The following is a 20,315-nucleotide window of genomic DNA, read 5'->3' as shown; positions in this document are numbered from 1 at the left end:
CCTAATTTAGGTTAGGCTAGCCTTCGTACCTTGGAAGGGTGTTGAGTCTTCAATGATGGAACCGAGCGCTCGTCTCGTGCTGATCTCTCCTACGCGCCTGGCCGACGTGCGCCGGCGCACCGGCGGCCACGCCGATCGGACCGTCGCCGAGGCCTGTGCCATCGGACTGTCGTTCTGGGCGACGGGCGAGAGCCCCGACGGCATCGACCTCACCCCGGGCACGCTGTTCGCGGACGTCCTCGGATGGGTCGACAACGGCGGCAGCGCACCGAGCGGTTGGGAGACCGGCGAAGCCGGCCCGGACGGCATCGGCATCGCCGTACCCGAGGGGGTCCTGGCGTCCGACGCGCAGCGCGCGCTGGACGACCTGGCGGACTTTCCGGACCGGCCCATCGGAACCATCGGCCCGTCCGACCCGGCGGAGCGACTCAAGACCCTGGCCGAGTGGAACGACACCGGGGCGGACCGGGTCCGGCCGACCATCGTGGAGATGTTCCGCGAGCAGGCGCGGCTCAGGCCGGACGCGGTCGCCATCATCGACGAAGACCGCTCGCTGACCTACCGCCAGGCGGCCGAGCTGTCCGCCCAGCTGGCCCACCACCTGATCGGACGCGGACTGGGCGCCGAGCAGGTCGTCGGCATCTCGCTCGGCCGCTCCGCCGACATGGTGATCGGCCTCCTCGGAGTGCTGCAGGCCGGCTGCGCCTTCGTACCGCTCGACCCGCAGTGGCCCGCCGCGCGCCGCGCCGTCGTCATCGACGACGCGCGGGTCGTGGTGCAGCTGAGCGGCTCCGGCGAGCACGACCCCGCCGAACCGGCCGCCGTCACCGTCGACCTCGACGACTGGCGGTACGCCGACCAGCCCACCGAGGGCACCGGAATCACCGCCCCCGGCAACTCCCTGGCCTACGTGATCTTCACGTCCGGTTCCACCGGCCGCCCCAAGGGCGCGATGATCCGCCACGAGGCGATCAGCGAGCGCCTGCTCTGGCAGGTCAACGAGATCCTGGGCTTCGGCCACGACGACGCGTCCCTGTTCAAGGCGCCGCTGTCCTTCGACATATCCATCAACGAGATCTTCCTCCCGCTCGTGTGCGGCGGCCGGCTCGTGGTCCTGCGGCCCGGCGGCGAACGCGATCCGCACCACCTGCTGAGCGTGATCGCCGAGCACCGCGTCACCTTCACCTACCTCGTCTCCTCCATGCTGGACGTCCTCCTGGAGATCGCGGGCGACTCCGACCGGCTCGACAGCATGCGCCACGTGTGGTGCGGCGGCGAGGTGCTCACCCCCGAGCTGTACGAGCGCTACCGCACCCGGCTCGACATCCCCATGTACCACGGCTACGGCCCGGCCGAGACGACCATCGGCGTCTCCCACGTCATCTACCGGGGCGAGGCCGAACGCCTGTCGACCTCGATCGGCAAGGCCAACCCCAACACCCAGCTGTACGTCCTCGACGACGAGCTGCGCCCGGTGCCGGTCGGCGTCGGCGGCGAGCTCTACGTGGGCGGCTTCCTCCTCGGCCGCGGATACGTCGGCGCACCCGGGCTGACCGCCTCGCGGTTCGTGGCGAACCCCTTCGCGGACGACGGCTCCCGCCTCTACCGGACCGGTGACCTCGCCCGGTTCGCCCCGGACGGATCGCTCGACTTCCTCGGCCGGGCCGACAACCAGATCAAGATCCGCGGCATGCGCCTGGAGCTCGAGGACGTCGAGGTCGGCCTCGCGGAGCACCCCGGGGTGCGGCACACCTGCGTCATCGCGAAGAAGAACAGCGCGGGCGGCACCTACCTCGTGGGGTACGTGATCCCGGCCGCCGACAGCGAGGGCCTGACGGCCGACGAGGTCAAGGCGTGGGCCGCCGGGCACATGGTCGAGTACATGGTGCCCGCCCACGTCGTCGTGATGACCGAGTTCCCGCTCACCGCGAACGGCAAGCTCGACCGCCGCGCACTGCCCGAACCCGAGATCGTCACCGGCTCGTTCCTGCGGCCCTCCACCGACGACGAGCGCGCGGTCTGCGCGGCCGTCGCCTCGGTACTGCGGCTGGAGGAGGTGGGCGTCGACCAGGACTTCTTCCAGCTCGGCGGCGACAGCATCCTCGCGATCTCGCTGCTGAGCGCGCTGCGCGAAGCGGGCCTCTACGTCACCGCGGGACAGATCTTCGCCAACAGCGTCCTGGGCGCGCTCGCGGCGGTGGCCGGCCGCGAGGACGTCGCCCGGGCGGACCACGCCGACGTCGCGACCGGTCCCGTCACGGGATCGCCCATCGTCCAGTGGCTCGGCCGCACCACCGACGCGATCGACGGCTTCGTGCAGGCGGTCGTGTTGAACACCCCGGCGGACCTCACCGCCGACGCCCTCGCCGCCGTCCTCGACTCCGTCGTGGCCCGGCACGACATGCTGCGCGCCCGGCTCGTCCGCGGCGAGCGCTGGAGCTTCGACATCCCGGAGGCCGAAGGGATCACCGCCGGCTGGCAGGAGAGCGACCTCCCGCTCGACGAGTGCGTCGCCCTCGCCACCGAAGCGCTGGACCCGGACAACGGCGTGATGCTGCGGTCCGTCTGGCGCCGTGAGGCACGCCAACTGGTCCTCGTCGCCCACCACGTGGTGGTCGACGGCGTGTCCTGGCGGGTCCTGATGGAGGACCTGGCCACGGCATGGCGCCAGACCTCCGCGGGCGAAGCCGTCGAACTGCCCGCGGTGGGCACGTCGTTCCGGCGCTGGACCCAGCTCCTGGGCGGCGCGGAGTTCGACGCGGACCGCACCCACTTCGAGCGCCCCCTGCCGGGACCCGACGCGCCGCTCGGCCGGCGGGCACCGTCCGAGGCCGACACGGTCGAGCGTGAGCGGGACCGGACCGTCACGGTCGGCCCCGAGGTCACCGCCGCGCTGCTGGGCGAGGTACCGGCGAAGTTCCACGCGGGCGTCAACGACGTCCTGCTGACCGCGCTCGCCGTCACCCTCGCCCGGTGGCGCCGCGACCGCGGCCAGGACCAGACCTTCGCCCACATCGAACTCGAGGGCCACGGACGCGAAGGACGCCACGTCGCGGGCCCCGCCGGCGTCGAGCCGGAACTGTCGCGGACCGTCGGCTGGTTCACGACCCTGTTCCCGGTGACCGTGGACCCCGGCCGGGCCGCCGACTTCACCGCCCCCGAGTACCTCGCGGCCGCCCTCAAGGCGGTCAAGGAGGACCTCGCCCGGGTCCCGAGCAACGGCGTCTCCTACGGCGCCCTGCGCTACCTGTCCGACGCCGCCTTCACGGCCCCCGCGCCCCAGGTCCTGTTCAACTACCTGGGCCGCTTCGACGCGGGCGCGTCCGGGGACTGGCAGCTCTGCGGAACCACCGGGCAGCTCGGCGAGAAGCGCGACCCGCGGATGCGCCTGCCGCGCGCCCTGGAGTTCAACGCGATCGCCGAACCCGCCGCCACCGGCGAGTACGAACTCGTCACCACCATCTCCTGGCCCGACGGGATGTTCACCGACGAGGACGTCGAGGCGATCGGCGGGTACTTCCGGGAGGCCCTCACCGCCCTGGCCGCGCTCGACGAAGGCGGCCACTCGCCCAGCGACTTCCCGCTGGTACGCCTGACGCAGGCCGACGTCGACGCCCTGGACGGCCCCGCCCTGCGCGCCGTCCTGCCCCTGACCCCGCTCCAGGAAGGCCTGTACTTCCACTCGGTCTTCGACGAGGACTCCGCGGGCAGCTACGTCGAACAGCAGCTGCTGACCCTGGAGGGCGAGCTCGACGCCGGCCGCCTCGCGGCCGCCGCCACCCGGCTCCTCGTCCTGTACCCGAACCTGGCCGCGCGGTTCCAGGCCCTCGCCGACGGCCGCGTCGTCTCCGTGCTGGAGAGCGGCGCCGAGGCGCCCTTCACCACGCTGGAGCGGCCCGGCATCACCGACGAGGAGCTCCACGCCCACGCCGAGCGGGACCGCCGCGCCGGATTCGACCTGGCCACCGGCCCGCTGATGCGGTTCACGCTGGTCCGCGACCCGGAATCGGGCCGCGACGTCCTGGTGCAGACCGTCCACCACATCATCGCCGACGGCTGGTCGGTGCCCGCGATGCTGCGCACGCTGCTCGCCGAGTACCACGCGCCGGGCAGCATGTACACGCTGAGCGGCTTCCCCGACTACGTCGGCTGGCTCGCCGGCCGCGACGCGGACGAGAGCGACCGGGTGTGGGGCGCCGAGCTCGCCGGGCTCCCCGGCCCCTCGCTGGTGGCCAGGGAGCACACCCCGTCCGACCGCTTCGCCGACACCTCCGTGGAACCGGCCGAAGACATCGACGCGGCCGTCCGCGCGGCCGGCGTGCCGCTGAGCGTGGCCGTGCACAGCGCCTGGGCACTGACCCTCGGCTCCATCCTGCACTCCGGCGACGTGGTCTTCGGTTCCACCGTCTCCGGCCGCGACGCGGACGTCCCCGGCATCGGTGACATGGTCGGCCTGTTCATCAACACCATCCCGCTGCGCGCCCGGTGGACCGCCGGCACCACGGCGGGCGAACTGCTCGCCTCGGTGCGCGAACACCAGGGCGCGGTCCTGCCGCACCAGCACGTCTCGCTGGCCCGGATCGGCCGCCAGGCCGGCGTCGGCCCCCTCTTCGACACCCTCGTGGTGTTCGACGTGGCGACCGACGTGGCCGCCCTGCGCCGGACCGGCGACACGCTGGCCATCACGGACCTCGTCAACGAGGGAGCCCCGCACTACCCGCTGACCCTCGTCGTGGAGCGGGCCCTCGACGGGCGCCCGCGCTTCAACCTGATCTACGACGGCGAACTGCTGCGCGAGAGCAGCGCCCAGGACATCCTCGGCCGCTTCGCGCACACCCTCACCGGCCTGCTCGCCCGGCCGGACGCCCCGGTCGGCGACCTCGTGCCCAAGGAGGGCAGGAGCCCCGCACGGATCACCCCGACCACCCTCGGCGGCCTGTTCGACGCCGCGGCGGACCGGGACCCGGCGGCCACCGCCGTCACCCAGTGCGCGCTCGACGGCACCACCCGGTCGCTGACCTACGGCGAACTGGCTGCCGCCAAGAACGAACTGGCCGCAGCCCTGCGCGCGGCCGGGGTCCGGCCGGGCCGGCGCGTGGCCGTGGCCGTCCCGCGCACCATCGAGCAGGTCGTCGCCCTGGTCGCGATCGTCAGCGCGGGCGGCGCCTACGTACCGCTCGACACGGCCTATCCGGACGGGCGCCTCGAGTACGTCCTCGCGGACGCCGCGCCGCAGGTCGTCCTCGTCGATCCCGGTCAGCGCGAACGCTTCACGGAGCTCCTGGACCGTGCGGGCGTCACCGCCCGCGTCCTCGTACAGGGCGACGAGCCGCACGCTTCAGCGGACGCCGAGGCGAACGCCCGGGACGGCGAGGCCGGCGAGGTCAGCTGGCACGACCCCGCCTACGTGATCTACACCTCCGGCTCCACCGGCAAGCCCAAGGGCGTCGTCGTCCCGCACTCCAGCGTGGTCGCGCTGCTCGCCAACACCCAGCCGGACATGGCCTTCGGCCCGGACGACGTGTGGGTGCAGTTCCACTCCTACTCCTTCGACTTCGCGGTCTGGGAGCTGTGGGGCGCCCTGGTCCACGGCGGCGAGCTGCTCGTCCCCGACTACGGGCTGACCCGCTCCCCGGTCGACTTCCACCGCCTGGTCCGCGAGCGCGGGGTGACCGTGCTCAACCAGACGCCCTCGGCCTTCTACCAGTTCGCCGAGGCCGATCGGCACGCCGGCCGGTCGCTCACCGGCCCGTCGCTCCCCGCCCTGCGCCGGGTCGTCTTCGGCGGCGAGGCGCTGGACCTCGGACGGCTGCGCGGCTGGGTCGAGCGGCACGGCGCCGCCTCGCCCGAGCTCGTCAACATGTACGGGATCACCGAGACGACCGTCCACGTGACCCACCGGGTGCTGACCGGTGAGGACTTCGCCTTCGGCGACGACGTGAGCCCCATCGGCGGCCCCATCCCGGGCCTGACCACCTACCTGCTCGACGACCGGCTCCAGCCGGTCGCTCCGGGTGTCGTGGGCGCCATCTACGTGGCCGGCGACCAGGTCTCCCTCGGCTACCTGGGCCGGCCGGGCCTCACCGCGGGCCGGTTCGTCGCGAACCCCTTCGCGGGCGACGGCTCCCGGATGTACCACACGGGCGACCTCGCGATCCGCACTCTCGACGGCGAGCTGGAGTTCACCGGCCGCGCCGACGACCAGGTGCAGCTCAAGGGCTTCCGCATCGAGCTCGGCGAGGTCGAGGCCGCGCTGCGGGACCTCGACGGCGTCGTCGACGTGGCCGTCACCGTGGCCGACAGCGGCGACCACCTGGTCGCCCACGTCGTGGGCCGGGTCCCCGGAGACCTCTCCGCCCTCCTCGCGGAGAAGCTGCCCGTACACATGGTGCCGGGCCGGGTCCTGCCCGTGGACGCCCTGCCGCTGACCGTCAACGGCAAGCTGGACCGCAAGGCCCTGATCGAGCGGGCCGCGCAGGACGACACCCCGGTGGCCGCCACCGGCTCCGCCGCGGACTCCGTACTCGCCCCGCTGGTCGCCATCTTCGCCGACACGCTGTCCCACCCCGACGCGGACGCCGACACCGACTTCTTCGGCGCCGGCGGCGACAGCATCATCGCCATCACCGTGGTCAACCGGGCCAGGGCGCTCGGCCTGCCGATCGCACCCCGCGACGTGTTCCTGCTGAAGACGCCGAGGGCGCTCGCCGAGCTCCTGGGCACGCGCACGCCGGCCCAGGCGTCCGCGCCCGCTCCCGCGCGCCGCGAGGACGGCCCGGTGGCCCCCACGCCGATCATCCTGCGCCAGCGCGAGCTGGGCGGCTCCCTCGCCCGGTTCGCCCAGGCCAGAACGCTGGACGTGGCCGAAGGCACCGCGCTCGCCGACATCGAGCGCGCCGCCGACGCCGTACTGGCCGCCCACCCGGCCCTGCGGATACGGCTGCGCACCGAGCACGGCGCGTGGACCCTGCGCACCGAACCCGCCCGCGAGGCCACCGTCGTCCACTCGGACGCGGCGGACGCGGCGGACGCCGCGAACGAGGCCGCCGGCCGGCTCGACCCCGAGACCGGGGACGTCATCGCCTTCACCTGGCTCGCGGCCACCGGCACCCTGGTGATCACCGTGCACCACATCGCGGTCGACGCGGTGTCCTGGCTGATCCTGCTGGACGACATGGCGGCCGCACTGCGCGGCGAGACCCTCGCACCGGCGACCACGTCCTACGCCGAGTACGCGGAGGCCCAGGTCCTGCGGTCCGTCGGCGACATCGCCGGCCTCGGACACTGGATCGACACCCTCCAGGCACCCCCGCTGCTGCCGGCCGTCGGCCCGCTGCGCGACACCACCGTGGTGCTCGACGCCGCCGTCAGCGACCGGGTGACGCGCACCGCGCCCGCCGCGCTCGGCGTCGCGCTCACCGAGCTGCTGTGCGGCGCCCTGCGCACCGCCCTGACGCGGATCCAGCCGGCACCCACCGATCTCGCGATCGAGCTGGAGCGCCACGGCCGGGTCGCGGTGGCGGAGCACCACGACTACACCCGCACGGTCGGCTGGTTCACCGCCATCGCGCCCGTCCGGCTCACCGCGCACACCGACCCGGTCGCGGCGGCCCGCGAGCTCGCCGAGCGCCAGCCGGACGAGTCCGGGCACCTGGCCTACGGCCGGCTCCGCCACCTCAACCCGCAGACGGCCCCGCTGCTGACCGCCCGTCCGCAGGTGCTGTTCAACTACCTCGGCCGGGGCAGCGAGTCCCAGGCGCTCCACATCACCGGCGCCGACCGGGACAGCCCGTACGCCGTGGAGGTCAACGCCTGGACCGACGCGGCCACCGGCAGCCTGCACGCGACCTTCACCCTCGCCGAGGAGATCCCCGACGAGCTCGCCGCGCACTGGCTGGACGCCCTGGAAGCCCTCGCGGAAGCCTCCGCGACCGCGGAGCGCACGGCGCCGGTCACCGCGCTCCAGCGGGGCCTGTACTTCCAGGCCCAGCTGGCGGGCTCGGCCGGACACTACGTCGCGCAGAGCTACTTCGCCCTCGACCGGCGCCTCGACACCGGAGCCCTGGCCGAGGCCATGGCCGTCGTCATGGCCCGGCACCCCGTCGTCGGCGCCGGCTTCTCCACCGACGACGACGGCAACCCGGTCCAGGTCCTCAAGGCGGGCCGCCGGGTCGGCGTCCACACGGTCGAGCTGTCGGGCGACGAGGAGGTCGAAGCCTTCCGCGTCCGGGACCGCAACACCGGATTCGACCCGGCCGAGCCGCCGCTGATCCGGCTCACCGTGGTCCGGCTGCCGGGCGGCCGCGACGGCCTGCTCCTCAGCTACCACCTGCTGCTGTGGGACGGCTGGTCCCGCGCGATCGTGCTGCGGGACCTCTTCGAGGCCTACCGGGCCGTACTCGCCGGCGAGCAGCCGGACGCGACCCAGGCCGAGCCGCGCTTCGAGGACCACGCCCGGGCGCTCGCCGCCAAGGACCCGGCCCTCTCGGAGCGGTTCTGGGCCGGGCACCTGGCCGGGCTCTCCGGCCCGACACTGCTCGCCGGACCGGCACCGTCCCTCTCGGACGACCTGCCGCCCGCGCTCGTCCACACGCTCACGGCCGAACAGTCCGACCTGCTGCGGGATACGGCCAAGGCGCACGGAGTCACCCTCAACTCGGTCCTCACCGGCGCCTTCGGCCTGCTCCTCGGCGCCCACACCGGCCGCGGCGACGCCGTGTTCGGCGTGACCGTCTCCGGCCGCGAGGGCGAGGGCCTGTCCGACATCGTCGGCGTGCTCCTCAACACCGTGCCCATGTGGACGCGGGCCCGGCCGGACGACACGGTCGGGGACTACCTGTCCGCCGTACAGGCGGCCCGGGTCGAAGCGATGGAGCACGAGCACCTGGGGCTCGGCGAGATCCAGCGGGCCAGCGGCCACGACACCCTGTTCGACAACCTGTTCGTGCTCCAGAACTTCCTGGACCTGGACGGGCTCGCCGAGATGAACGCCCGCCACGGCATCACCGAGGTGAAGTCGGACGATTCCACCCACTACCCGTTCACCTGGGTGGTCACGCCCGGCGACCGGCTCACCGTCAAGCTGGAGCACCGCCACGGCGACAGCGCCGACGCCCGCCGCCTCCTCGACGACTACGTCGGGGTCCTCCAGGACCTCGCCCGGTCCACCGGACCGGTCGGCGCGCTGCCCGGCCTCGGGCCGGTGCCCGAGCCCGCCGTCCGCACGGACATCGGCACCGACACGGTGGTCGACCGCTTCGACCGGGCCGCGGACCGCTCACCCGAGCGGATCGCGCTCGTCGCGCACGGCCGGAGCCTGACCTTCGCCGAACTCCAGGACCGCAGCCGCCTGCTGGCGGGCGTGCTCGCCGGCCGCGGCATCGGCCCGGAGAAGACCGTGGGCCTCGCGATCCCGCGCTCGCTGGACTGGATCGTGGCCCTGTTCGCCGTGCTGCGCACCGGAGCGGGATACGTACCGCTGGAGCTGGACCACCCGGACGAGCGGATCGCCACGATCGTCGCGGACGCCCGGCCCGAGGTGATCCTCACCGTCAGCGCCGTCTCGCCCCGGCTGACCGGCGAACTGATCGAACTGGACCGCCCCCTTCCCGAGGCCGAGCCGTTGGTGACGTTCGCACCGGACGACCCGAACCGGCTGCGGCACCCCGCGTACACGATCTACACCTCCGGTTCGACGGGGAAGCCCAAGGGCGTCGTGACCGAGTACGCCGGACTCACCAACATGCTGGTCAACCACCAGCGCCGGATCTTCGAACCGGTGCTGGCGGAGCACGGCGACCGGGTCTTCCGGATCGCGCACACCGTGTCCTTCGCCTTCGACATGTCGTGGGAGGAGCTTTTGTGGCTCGCCGACGGGCACGAGGTGCACATCTGCGACGAGGAACTGCGACGCGACGCACCCGCCCTGGTCGAGTACTCCCGCGAGCACGGGATCGACGTGGTCAACGTGACCCCGACGTACGCGCAGCAGCTGGTGGCCGAGGGCCTGCTCGACAACCCGGACCGGCGCCCCGCGCTGGTGCTGCTGGGCGGCGAGGCGGTCACCCCGACCCTGTGGCAGCGGCTCGCCGAGACCGAGGGGACCGTCGGCTACAACCTGTACGGACCCACCGAATACACCATCAACACCCTGGGAGTGGGCACCTTCGAGTGCGTGGACCCGGTGGTGGGCGTGGCGATCGACAACACCGAGGTGTTCGTCCTGGACCCGTGGCTGCGGCCGCTGCCGGACGGCGTCCCCGGTGAGCTCTACGTCTCCGGCATCGGCATCGCCCGCGGCTACCTCGGCCAGTCGGCCCAGACCGCGCACCGGTTCGTCGCGTCCCCGTTCGGGGCTCCCGGCGAGCGCATGTACCGCACCGGCGACCTGGTGATCAGGCGGCCGGACGGGAACCTGATGTACCTCGGCCGCACCGACCAGCAGGTCAAGATCCGCGGCCACCGGGTAGAACTGGGTGAGGTCGAGGCGGCGTTCGCCGCGCACCCGGCGGTGCGCTTCACCGCCGCGGTCGCCCAGCCCGACCCGCAGGTCGACGGCGCCCACCGACTGGCCGCGTACCTCGTACTGGCGGACGGTTTCGACCTGGCGGCCGTCGCCGCCGAGGTGGGCGCCGGACTGCCGGACTACATGCGTCCGACGCACTACGCTCAGGTCGACGCCATCCCGCTCACGGTGAACGGGAAGGCCGACACCAAGGCACTGCCGGAGCCCAAGCCGCTGGGAGCGCTGACCACTTCGGGCGAGCGCGGCCCGGAGACCGAGACCGAGACCCTGGTGTGCGAGTTCTTCGCCGAGGCCCTGGACCTGGACGACGACGAGGTGAGCGCGGTGAGCGACTTCACTTCCCTCGGGGGACACTCCATGCTGGCCGTACGGCTGGTCGGACTCCTGCGCCGGGAATTCGGCCCCGCCATCACCATCCGTGACCTGCTCACCCTGCGAACCCCCGAAGCGATTGCACGGCACCTTGATGACAACTCCTGACGACCGGGGATCCCGCCGCCCGGGATCCGACATCCTCCGCACCGCCATACGCCGCAACACCGGTGCCATGGTCTGGGGCACCGTCCTCATGGGCCTGTACCAGGCGGGCGAGACCGCTTTCCCGATCGCGCTCGGCCTGATCGTCGAGCACACGATGCGCGAGCGGAGCACGGAGGCGCTCGTCCTCTCGATCTCCGCGCTGGCCGTGATCATCACGACCGTGTCGCTGTCGTGGCGGTACGGGATGCGCATCCTGCAGAAGGCCAACACGACCGAGGCCCACCGCTGGCGGGTGCAGGTCGCGGCCTGCGGCCTCCAGCCGGTGGCCCGGGACGTGGACCTCAAGTCCGGCGAGGTGCTCACCATCGCCACCGAGGACGCCGACCAGACCGCCGACATCGTCGAGGTCGTGCCGATGCTGATCAGCTCCTCGGTCTCGGTGCTGATCGCGGCGGTCGCGCTGAGCCTGGCGGACCTGCGGCTCGGCCTGCTCGTCATGGTGGGAACGGCCCTGATCCTGTCTACCCTCAGCGTGATGTCCAAGCGGATCGGCAGCAGCACCAAGGAGCAGCAGGCCCGGGTGGCGCGGGCGGGGGCGAAGGTCGCCGACCTGATCACCGGTCTGCGCCCGCTGCACGGCTTCGGCGGCAACCACGCGGCCTTCCGGTCGTACCGGAAGGTCAGTACGGAGGCGAAGGAGCAGGCGATCACCGTCGCTCGCGTCAACGGCGTCTACACGGGCACCGCGCTGGGCCTGAACGCGACCCTCGCGGCCTCGGTGACCCTGACGGCCGGCTGGCTGGCCTTCGACGGGCAGATCAACATCGGCGAGCTCGTCATGGCCGTGGGCCTGGCGCAGTTCATCATGGAACCCCTCCGGCTGTTCTCGGACATGCCGAAGTACGTGATGATGGCCCGCGCTTCGGCGGAGCGGATGGCCCTGGTGCTCTCCGCCCCGCCGGTGGCGGCCCCGGGGACGGCGCGCCCGGCCCCCGGCGCGGACCTGGAGATCGACTGCGTCCGGTACGCGTCCCTCCAGGGCCTGAAGTTCCACGTCCCGGCGGGGGAGTTCACGGCGATCGCGGTCTACCAGCCGCGGGCGGCGGCGGAACTCGCGTCGATCCTGGCCCTGAACGTGCCGCCGGCCGCGTACGGGGGAGTGGTGCGGATCGGCGGGCAGGACCTCGCGGAACTGTCGGTCGAGGCGGTGCGCGAGCACATGCTGGTGAACCCGTACGACGGGGAGATCTTCGCGGGGACGCTGCGCACGAACATCGACCCGTCGGGCACCAGCCGTTCGGTGTCCGAGGCCGTCGAGGCGTCCATGCTGACCGATGTCGTCGCCCTGCACCGGCAGGGACTCGACCACGAGGTCCGCGACCGCGGCTCGAACCTCTCCGGGGGGCAGCGTCAGCGGCTGTCGCTGGCGCGGGCCCTGGCCGCGGACTCCGACGTGCTCGTCCTGCGCGACCCGACGACGGCCGTGGACGCGGTCACCGAGCAGCTCGTCGCACGCAACATCGCGGAGCTGCGCCGGGGCCGCACCACCGTCGTCATCACGAGCAGCCCGGCCCTGCTGGACGCCGCCGACCGGGTCCTCGTCCTGGACGAGGGGGTCGTCACCGCCGAGGGCACCCATCGCGAACTGCTGGCCACCGACCCGGCGTACTGCCTGGCGGTGACGCGGTGATCCGGTGACGCGGTGACCGCATGACAGAGGGGCCCGGGTGCACGGCGGATCGCCGCGCACCCGGGCCCCTCTGTCATGCGGTGTGTCAGGCCAGGGCCCAGGCGACATCACGGAGCAGGGCCTGTCGCCAGCCCGCCCGGTCGTGGCCCGACGCCGACCTGGAGATCCGCACGGTCGAACCGGCCTGCTCCGTCAGGGTCTCGACCAGCTCGCAGTGCGGGCGCATGCGCGTCTCGTGCTCTCCCAGGTCGAACGCGATCCGCAGCGTGGACGGGGCGGGGCGCTCGCGCAGGCGCGCGGCGATGGCGCCGCCGACCGGACCGCCCAGGGGGTCCGGCAGGTCCGCGGCCTCCGGCGTCCACCAGAACGACCCCGACTGGCAGGCGACGCGGGAGACCAGCTCCGGGAACTCCGTGGCCGCGTACATCGCGCTCAGTCCGCCGAGGCTCTGCCCGGCGACCACCAACCGGTTCAGGTCCGCGGGCACCCCGCACTCCGCCACCAGCGGCAGCAGTTCGTCCCGTACCGCCTCCCACAGCGCGGGCCGGCATCCGAACTCGGCCTGCCGGTCCTTGGTGGGCAGGAACACCAGCGTGGCCGGGGGCATGTCGCCGGCGTCGAAGGCCGCGTCGAAGGCGGTCACGGCCGGGTGCAGGTACAGCCAGTCGTCCCCGTCGAGCAGCAGGACCACCGGTCCGCCGCCGCCCACGGGGTGGACCCGTACGGTGCGCCGTCCGCCGAGCCGTTCGCTCGCCCAGCGGATCCGGGTGCGCGGCAGGGGCAGTACGTCGTCGGCGCCGACGGCCGGCCAGTACGGCTGGGGCGACGCGTCCGGAGTGGCGGCGATGGACCGGTCGGCGCCGGCCCGGACCGGGTTGAGCGGATCGGCGTACGACGATCCGTCATCCGCGAGGAACCGGTAGGTCACCCGGAGCCGGGCGGGCATGGGCACCTCGGCGTACCAGCAGTCCGTGTCGCGCCACCGGAGCAGCGCCACCGGATCCGACCAGCTTTCGAAATCGATGACCGTCGGGGTGCCGCGCCACAGGAACAGGGTGACCCAACCGCCGTCGCCGGAAGGCACGGACGCGGGAGCCGCGGCCGCCCAGAACTCGTCGGTGCCGGGCGTGCCGGGCAGGTCGAACGCGGCGAAGGGGCTCTCCGCGCCGTCCTCGGCCCGGACCCGTTCACGTGCGCGCATCGGTGCCTCCTTGTGAGGGGGAAGGGGAAACGTTAGGGTCTATAATTAGGCGAGCCTAACCTAAGTGTTGGGCTCTCTTCATTCCCGATCGACCTTCCCCGCGGGCACGGCACCCGCTGCCGGGCCGCGCGTCGCGCGCCCGCCGGTACCCGCCGGTCCCATCGGGCTCCTGGAGGAATCCAAGCATGAGCACCAACCCGTTCGACGATGCCGACGGCCGTTTCCTGGTCCTGGTGAACGACGAGGGCCAGCACTCCCTGTGGCCTTCCTTCACCAGTGTGCCCGGAGGGTGGACGATCGCCCTCGGGGAGACCACCCGCGACGCCTGCCTGGAGTACATCGAGTCCAGCTGGACCGACCTGCGCCCCCGGTCCCTCGCGGCGGCCGTCGACGCCTGATCCGGCCCGCCCCGGGCTGGCTGACCCCGGCGGGCAAACCCCTCGACGGCGGGCGGCTCCGCCTCGACCCGGCGCGCGTGACCCTGCGGACGGCGGCGGGGCGGTGGACGTCGGGCTCTAGGAGGTCGCACTCGCCGAGCCCGATCCGCTCGCGGTCGAGGAGGCCGCCCCGGTCTGGGCGTCACGGCAGGCAGTGGAAGCAGGGTCAGGAGAAATTAGGTTAGGCTAAGCTAAGTGAACGGCGGCCTCGTGTGGGGCCCGCGCGCACGCGGCATCGGGGGGAGGGGATCGTCATGGGCCTGCCGGCCATCGGCTCCTATCCCATGCCCGACCGCTCCGCCCTGCCCCGCGCCCGCGCGACCTGGGCCATCGACCCCGGCCGCGCCGCACTGCTCGTCCACGACATGCAGAACCACTTCGTGGGGGACCTCCCCACGGACCGGTCCCCGGTCGTGGAACTGGTGGAGAACATCGAGGCCCTTCGCGCCCTCGCCGCCGCCCTCGGCATGCCGGTCGTCTTCACGGCCGAGCCGGCCGCCCAGCCGCCGGGCCGGCGCGGTCTCGCCGCGGACATCTGGGGGCCGGGCATAGGCGACGGGACGGACGCCGCGATCATCCCGCCCCTCACCCCGCGGCCGGGCGAGCACGTCCTGGCCAACGTGCGCCACAACGCCTTCCTCCGCACCCACTTGGGGAGCCTGCTGCGCTCGGAAGGGCGCGACCAGCTCATCGTCTGCGGGGTCCACGCCCACCTCGGCGTCCTCCTGACCGCGGCGGACGCCTTCATGAACGACATCCAGCCCTTCGTGGTGGCCGACGCGGTGGCCGACTTCTCCGCCGAGGAGCACACGATGGCCCTGCGCTGGGCCGCCCGCAGCGCGGTCGTGTGCACGACCCAGACCCTGCTGCGCGACCTGCTGCTCAGCAGGGGGGCGCGAGATGTGCGCAAGGACGCGTGAGCGCGTCCCGCCGGCGGCCGCACCCCGGGCCCGGCCCGTGCCGGCGGCACCCCCACGAACAGAGAGAGAGCGCAACGACATGACCGTACGGGTCGCGGTGGCCGGTGCCAGCGGCTACGCGGGCGGGGAACTGCTCCGCCTGCTGACGTCGCATCCCGGCGTGGAGATCGGCGCGCTGACCGCGCACACCAGCGCGGGGCGTCCGCTGGGATCCGTGCAGCCGCAGCTGCCGGAGCTCGCCGACCGGATCCTCCTGGACACCTCGGCCGACTCCCTGCGCGGCCACGACGTGGTGTTCCTCGCCCTGCCCCACGGTCAATCGGCCGCCCTGGCCGCAGCGTTGGAGTCCGGCACGCTGATCGTGGACTGCGGCGCCGACTTCCGGCTGCGGGACCCGGCCGCCTGGGAGCGGTTCTACGGCTCCGCCCACGCCGGGACCTGGCCCTACGGCCTGCCCGAACTGCCCGGCGCCCGGGACGGGTTGCGGGGCGCCACCCGGATCGCCGTTCCCGGCTGCTATCCCACGGCCGTCACCCTGGCGCTGTTCCCCGCCTACGCGGCACGTCTGGTCGAGCCCGAGGCCGTCATCGTCGCCGCCAGCGGAACCTCCGGAGCCGGGCGCTCGCTCAAGACCCACCTCCTCGGCACCGAAGTGATGGGCTCCATGAGCCCGTACGGAGTCGGCGGCGGCCACCGGCACACCCCGGAGATCGCCCAGAACCTGTCCCTGACGGCCGGCGAGCACGTGACGGTGTCCTTCACCCCGGTGCTGGCGCCCATGCCCCGGGGCATCCTCGCCACCTGCTCGGCCCGGCTGCGCCCGGTCGCGGGAACCTCCGCGATCCCCTCGCAGGACCAGGTGCGGGCCGTGTTCGAAGCCGCGTACGCCGACGAGCCGTTCGTCCGCCTGCTGCCGCCCGGCCAGTGGCCCACCACGGCCGCCGTCCTCGGCTCGAACACCACCCAGGTGCAGATCGCCGTGGACCCGGACGCCCGCAGGCTGATCTGCGTGAGCGCCATCGACAACCTGACGAAGGGCACCGCCGGTGGCGCGGTGCAGAGCATGAACATAGCCCTCGGCCTGCCGGAACGGCTGGGCCTGCCCACGAATGGAGTGGCTCCGTGAGTGTGACCGCCGCCCGGGGATTCCTTGCCGGCGCAGTCAGCGCCGGAATCAAGGAGTCCGGTGATCCCGACCTGGCCCTGGTGGTGAACCGGGGGCCGTCCCGCGCCGCCGCCGGTGTCTTCACCTCGAACCGCGTGCAGGCCGCGCCCGTCCGCTGGTCCCGCCGCGCGCTCGCCGACGGGCGGATCTCCGCCGTCGTCCTCAACTCCGGCGGAGCGAACGCCTGTACGGGTCCCGGCGGCGCCGACGACGCGCGGGCGATGGCCGAGCACACGGGCCGCGCCGCGGACGTGGCCGCGGACGAGGTGGCGGTGTGCTCCACCGGCCTGATCGGCGTCCGGCTGCCGATGGACCGCGTGGAGTGCGGCATCGCCGCCGCGGCGGACCGGCTGTCCCCCGAGGGGGGCCGGGAGGCGGCCGTCGCGATCAAGACGACGGACTCGGTCCACAAGACGGCGGTGGCCGCCGGCGCCGGCTGGACGGTCGGCGGCATGGCGAAGGGCGCGGGCATGCTGGCCCCGGGCCTCGCCACCATGCTGGTCGTCCTGACCACGGACGCCGACGCGAGCGCCGAAGTGCTCGACGCGGCGCTGCGCGAGGCGGTGCGCACCACCTTCGACCGGGTGGACTCGGACGGCTGCATGTCCACCAACGACACCGTGCTGCTGCTCGCCTCGGGCGCCTCGGGCATCGCGCCCGCCCCCGGGGAGCTCACCGCGGCCGTGCACGCCGTCTGCCGTGACCTGGCGCTCCAACTGGTGGCGGACGCGGAGGGCGCGTCCAAGGAGATCGAGGTGGTGGTCGTCGGCGCGGCCTCGGAGGCGGACGCCGTCGAGGTGGGCCGCTCGGTGGCCCGCAACAACCTCCTCAAGTGCGCGCTGCACGGCGAGGACCCGAACTGGGGCCGGGTGCTGTCCGCGATCGGCACGACCTCGGCCGTCTTCGACGCGGACCGGCTGGACGTGGCGATCAACGGTGTCTGGGTGTGCCGGGACGGGGCCGAGGGCGAGCCCCGCGACAAGGTCGACCTGTCGGACCGCCGGATCACCATCACCGTGGACCTGCGCTCCGGTGACTCCCGCGCCGTCATCTGGACCAACGACCTGACGGCCGAGTACGTCCACGAGAACAGCGCCTACAGCTCGTGAGCGGGGCGGAGATGACGCGGACGAAGACGCAGATGCCGACGCAGATGCCGACTCAGACGACGGGTACGAGGACTCCGGCCGCCGTGCCGGCCGCCGAGGACCTGCCCTGGCTGGAGCAGCTTCAGGGCCGGACGGTCGTCGTCAAGTTCGGCGGCAACGCCATGGTGGACCCCTCCCTGCACCGGACGTTCGCCCAGGACGTGGTGGAACTCTGGCACGCGGGCCTGCGGCCCGTCGTCGTGCACGGCGGCGGACCCCAGATCAGCGCGCTGCTCGACCGGCTCGGCCTGGAGACGCGTTTCGAGGCGGGGCTGCGGGTGACCACGCCGGAGACGATGGACGTGGTGCGCATGGTGCTCACCGGCCAGGTCCAGCGCGAACTGGTCGGGGCCATCAACGCCCACGGGCCGTTCGCCGTGGGCATGTCGGGCGAGGACGCCCACACGATGACCGCCGTGCGACGCCCGGCCTGGGTGGACGGCCGGCCGGTGGACATCGGTCTGGTCGGCGAGATCGTCGCCGTGGACACGGCGACGATAGGCGCCCTGCTGGAGCAGGGCCGCATCCCCGTGGTCTCACCCGTCGCGCGCGGCGAGGACGGTCAGGTCTACAACGTCAACGCCGACCTCGCGGCATCGGCACTGGCCGTGGCCCTCGGGGCCGACCGGCTGGTGGTGATGACCGACGTCGAGGGGCTGTACGCGGACTGGCCGCACAGCACCGAGGTGATCGACCGCCTGACGGCCGGTGAGCTGGACGCGCTGCTGCCGGAGCTCGCGAGCGGCATGCTCCCCAAGATGGAGGGCTGCCTGCGCGCCGTACGGACCGGCGTCGCCAAGGCGCAGGTCATCGACGGTCGGGTGCCGCACGCGCTGCTGCGCGGAGTCTTCACCGAGGACGGACCCGGCACCACCGTGGTGCCGGACGACGTACCCGGGCCCGAGGGGTCCGGCGGCAGGGAGGACGGCGCGTGACCGCCGACGGCACGACACCGCTCGCCGACCGCTGGCGCGCGGTGATGATGGACACCTACGGCACGCCCCCGCTGGCACTCGTCAGGGGCGAGGGCAGCACGGTGTGGGACGAGGACGGCCGCGCGTACACCGACTTCACCGGCGGGATCGCCGTCAACGCCCTCGGGCACGCCCACCCGGCCCTGGTCTCGGCCGTGCGGGACCAGGTCGCCCGGCTCGGGCACGTGTCGAACCTGTTCGTCTCGCAGCCGGCCGTCGCGCTGGCCGAACGGCTGCTGGCCCTGCTGGACAGGCCGGGCCGGGTGTTCTTCGCGAACTCGGGCACCGAGGCGGTCGAGGCCGCGTTCAAGATCGCCCGCCGCACCGGGCGCCCGCACCTGGTCGCGACCGAGGGCGGGTTCCACGGGCGCACCATGGGGGCGCTGGCCCTCACCGGCCAGCCGTCCAAGCGCGACCCCTTCCGGCCCCTGCCCGCGGAGGTCACGCACGTTCCGTACGGCGATGCGCGGGCGCTCCGCGCGGCCGTCACGGAGCGCACGGCCGCGGTCTTCCTCGAACCGCTGCAGGGCGAGGCCGGAGTCGTCCCGGCGCCCGGGGGCTATCTGCGGGCGGCCCGCGAGATCACCCGCGCCACGGGCAGCCTGCTCGTCCTGGACGAGGTGCAGACCGGGATCGGCCGCACCGGCCACTGGTTCGCGCACCAGGCGGAGCCGGGGCTGGATCCGGATGTGATCACCCTGGCCAAGGGCCTGGGCGGCGGTCTGCCGATCGGCGCCGTGGTCGCCTTCGGTCGCGCCGCCGAGCTGCTGACCCCGGGTCAGCACGGATCCACCTTCGGCGGCAACCCGGTCGCGTGCGCGGCCGCCCTCGCGGTCCTGGAGACCATCGAGAAGGAGGGGCTGCTCGCCCATGCCGCGCGGGTGGGCGAGCGACTGAGGCTCGGCGTCGAGGCGCTGGCGCACCCCTTGGTCCGCGAGGTACGGGGCGCCGGCCTGCTCCTGGGCATCGCCCTGGCCGAGCCGGTCGCCGCGCGGGTCCAACGGTCCGCGCAGGACGCCGGGTTCCTCGTGAACGCGGCGGGCCCGGGCGTCGTACGGCTGGCTCCCGCCCTGACGCTGCCGCAGGAGCGGGCGGATGCCCTGGTGGCGGCCCTGCCCGCGGTGCTCGACGCCTCGTACGACGGGTAGCGGCGGGTGGCGGCGGGCCCGGTCCGCCGTTCCGCCCCGGGGCGGGTCCCTCACCGGGCCCGCCCCTTCGCCGTCCCGGACCTACAAGGCCCGGGACAGGACGCGTGCGCCGCGGCCGGGGTCGAGGGACAGTGCCCACTCGGCGGGCGCCAGGCTCGGGGAGGACGGGGCGAAACCGTGGCGCAGGAAGAGGCGGCCGCTGCCGGTGGTCGCGGTGAACAGGGCCGCCAGCGAACGGCCGCGCGCCCTGGCGAACGCGGCGTGCAGCAGGCGGGCGCCCGTGCCCGAGCCCTGCCGGTGGGCCGCGACGCAGAAGTTGTACAGCACGCCCGCGGCGGGGTGTTCGCGCAGCGCGACGCAGCCTTCGAGGGTGCCGTCGGGTGCTTGCGCGACGAGGAAGTCTGAGGCCCGGGAGAGGTAGACGGAGAGCGGGCGTTCGCGGAGCGCCCCCGCCTGGACGAACGGCCGGGAGAGGGCGGCGAGCGCCGGGCCGTCGTCCCGGCGTGCGGGGCGCACCGAGAACTCGGGGACCCCGTGCCACCGGGTGGCGGGGGTGCGGGACGGCAGGGTGGCGAGCGCGGCGGCAGGGGGCAGCGTGGCCGTGGTCAAGGTGTTCCTTCCTCGGTT

General features: G+C 73.5%; 10 protein-coding genes. 8 read left to right on the top strand and 2 right to left on the bottom strand.

Annotation, left to right across the window (positions count from 1 at the left end):
- Positions 1–52: 52 nt before the first annotated feature.
- Both DRB96_RS05005 and DRB96_RS05000 read left to right on the top strand, forming a co-directional pair.
- Entirely contained in the window at positions 53–11,005 is a 10,953-nt protein-coding gene (locus DRB96_RS05005) for a non-ribosomal peptide synthetase (RefSeq protein ID WP_112447081.1), read from the top strand.
- On the top strand, positions 10,992–12,695 hold the full coding sequence (locus DRB96_RS05000; protein ID WP_112447079.1) for an ABC transporter ATP-binding protein: 1,704 nt from the start codon (positions 10,992–10,994) through the stop codon (positions 12,693–12,695). The genes DRB96_RS05005 and DRB96_RS05000 overlap by 14 nt, the downstream gene beginning before the upstream one ends.
- Positions 12,696–12,780: 85 nt before the next feature.
- Here the strand turns inward: DRB96_RS05000 and DRB96_RS04995 are convergent, their stop codons facing one another.
- On the bottom strand, positions 12,781–13,896 hold the full coding sequence (locus DRB96_RS04995) for an alpha/beta hydrolase-fold protein (protein WP_112447077.1): 1,116 nt from the start codon (positions 13,894–13,896) through the stop codon (positions 12,781–12,783).
- A 185-nt stretch (positions 13,897–14,081) separates the two neighbouring features.
- Between DRB96_RS04995 and DRB96_RS04990 the strand changes: the two genes are divergently transcribed.
- From DRB96_RS04990 to DRB96_RS04965, 6 genes are all read left to right on the top strand, one after another.
- Entirely contained in the window at positions 14,082–14,294 is a 213-nt protein-coding gene (locus DRB96_RS04990; RefSeq protein WP_112447075.1) for an MbtH family protein, read from the top strand.
- Positions 14,295–14,587: 293 nt separating this feature from the next.
- A complete protein-coding gene (locus tag DRB96_RS04985; protein ID WP_204357642.1) occupies positions 14,588–15,253 on the top strand; it encodes an isochorismatase family protein in 666 nt (221 codons plus the stop codon).
- A gap of 79 nt (positions 15,254–15,332) precedes the next feature.
- Positions 15,333–16,379: an N-acetyl-gamma-glutamyl-phosphate reductase gene (argC, locus tag DRB96_RS04980; RefSeq protein WP_112447073.1), complete on the top strand. Its 1,047-nt coding sequence runs from the start codon at positions 15,333–15,335 to the stop codon at positions 16,377–16,379.
- Entirely contained in the window at positions 16,376–17,527 is a 1,152-nt protein-coding gene (gene argJ, locus DRB96_RS04975) for a bifunctional glutamate N-acetyltransferase/amino-acid acetyltransferase ArgJ (RefSeq protein ID WP_112447072.1), read from the top strand. Before argC ends, argJ begins: the two co-directional genes overlap by 4 nt.
- A 44-nt stretch (positions 17,528–17,571) precedes the next feature.
- Entirely contained in the window at positions 17,572–18,501 is a 930-nt protein-coding gene (argB, locus tag DRB96_RS04970) for an acetylglutamate kinase (protein ID WP_112453215.1), read from the top strand.
- Positions 18,498–19,688, top strand: coding sequence for an acetylornithine transaminase (locus tag DRB96_RS04965; protein ID WP_112447070.1), 1,191 nt, complete (start codon positions 18,498–18,500; stop codon positions 19,686–19,688). Before argB ends, DRB96_RS04965 begins: the two co-directional genes overlap by 4 nt.
- Positions 19,689–19,769: 81 nt before the next feature.
- Here DRB96_RS04965 and DRB96_RS04960 read toward each other — a convergent pair whose 3' ends face one another.
- On the bottom strand, positions 19,770–20,204 hold the full coding sequence (locus tag DRB96_RS04960; RefSeq protein WP_204357991.1) for a GNAT family N-acetyltransferase: 435 nt from the start codon (positions 20,202–20,204) through the stop codon (positions 19,770–19,772).
- Between the last annotated feature and the right edge of the window lie 111 nt (positions 20,205–20,315).

It is taken from the genome of Streptomyces sp. ICC1, from assembly GCF_003287935.1.
Taxonomy (GTDB): domain Bacteria; phylum Actinomycetota; class Actinomycetes; order Streptomycetales; family Streptomycetaceae; genus Streptomyces; species Streptomyces tritrimontium.
The sequence above is the reverse complement of the archived record's forward strand: the minus strand, read 5'-3'. Positions and strand labels throughout refer to the sequence as shown.

Coding starts and splice junctions, on each gene's coding strand:
- DRB96_RS05005 (WP_112447081.1), top strand. CDS start 53: ATGATGGAACCGAGCGCTCGTCTCGTGCTGATCTCTCCTACGCGCCTG.
- DRB96_RS05000 (WP_112447079.1), top strand. CDS start 10,992: ATGACAACTCCTGACGACCGGGGATCCCGCCGCCCGGGATCCGACATC.
- DRB96_RS04995 (WP_112447077.1), bottom strand. CDS start 13,896: ATGCGCGCACGTGAACGGGTCCGGGCCGAGGACGGCGCGGAGAGCCCC.
- DRB96_RS04990 (WP_112447075.1), top strand. CDS start 14,082: ATGAGCACCAACCCGTTCGACGATGCCGACGGCCGTTTCCTGGTCCTG.
- DRB96_RS04985 (WP_204357642.1), top strand. CDS start 14,588: ATGGGCCTGCCGGCCATCGGCTCCTATCCCATGCCCGACCGCTCCGCC.
- argC (WP_112447073.1), top strand. CDS start 15,333: ATGACCGTACGGGTCGCGGTGGCCGGTGCCAGCGGCTACGCGGGCGGG.
- argB (WP_112453215.1), top strand. CDS start 17,572: ATGCCGACTCAGACGACGGGTACGAGGACTCCGGCCGCCGTGCCGGCC.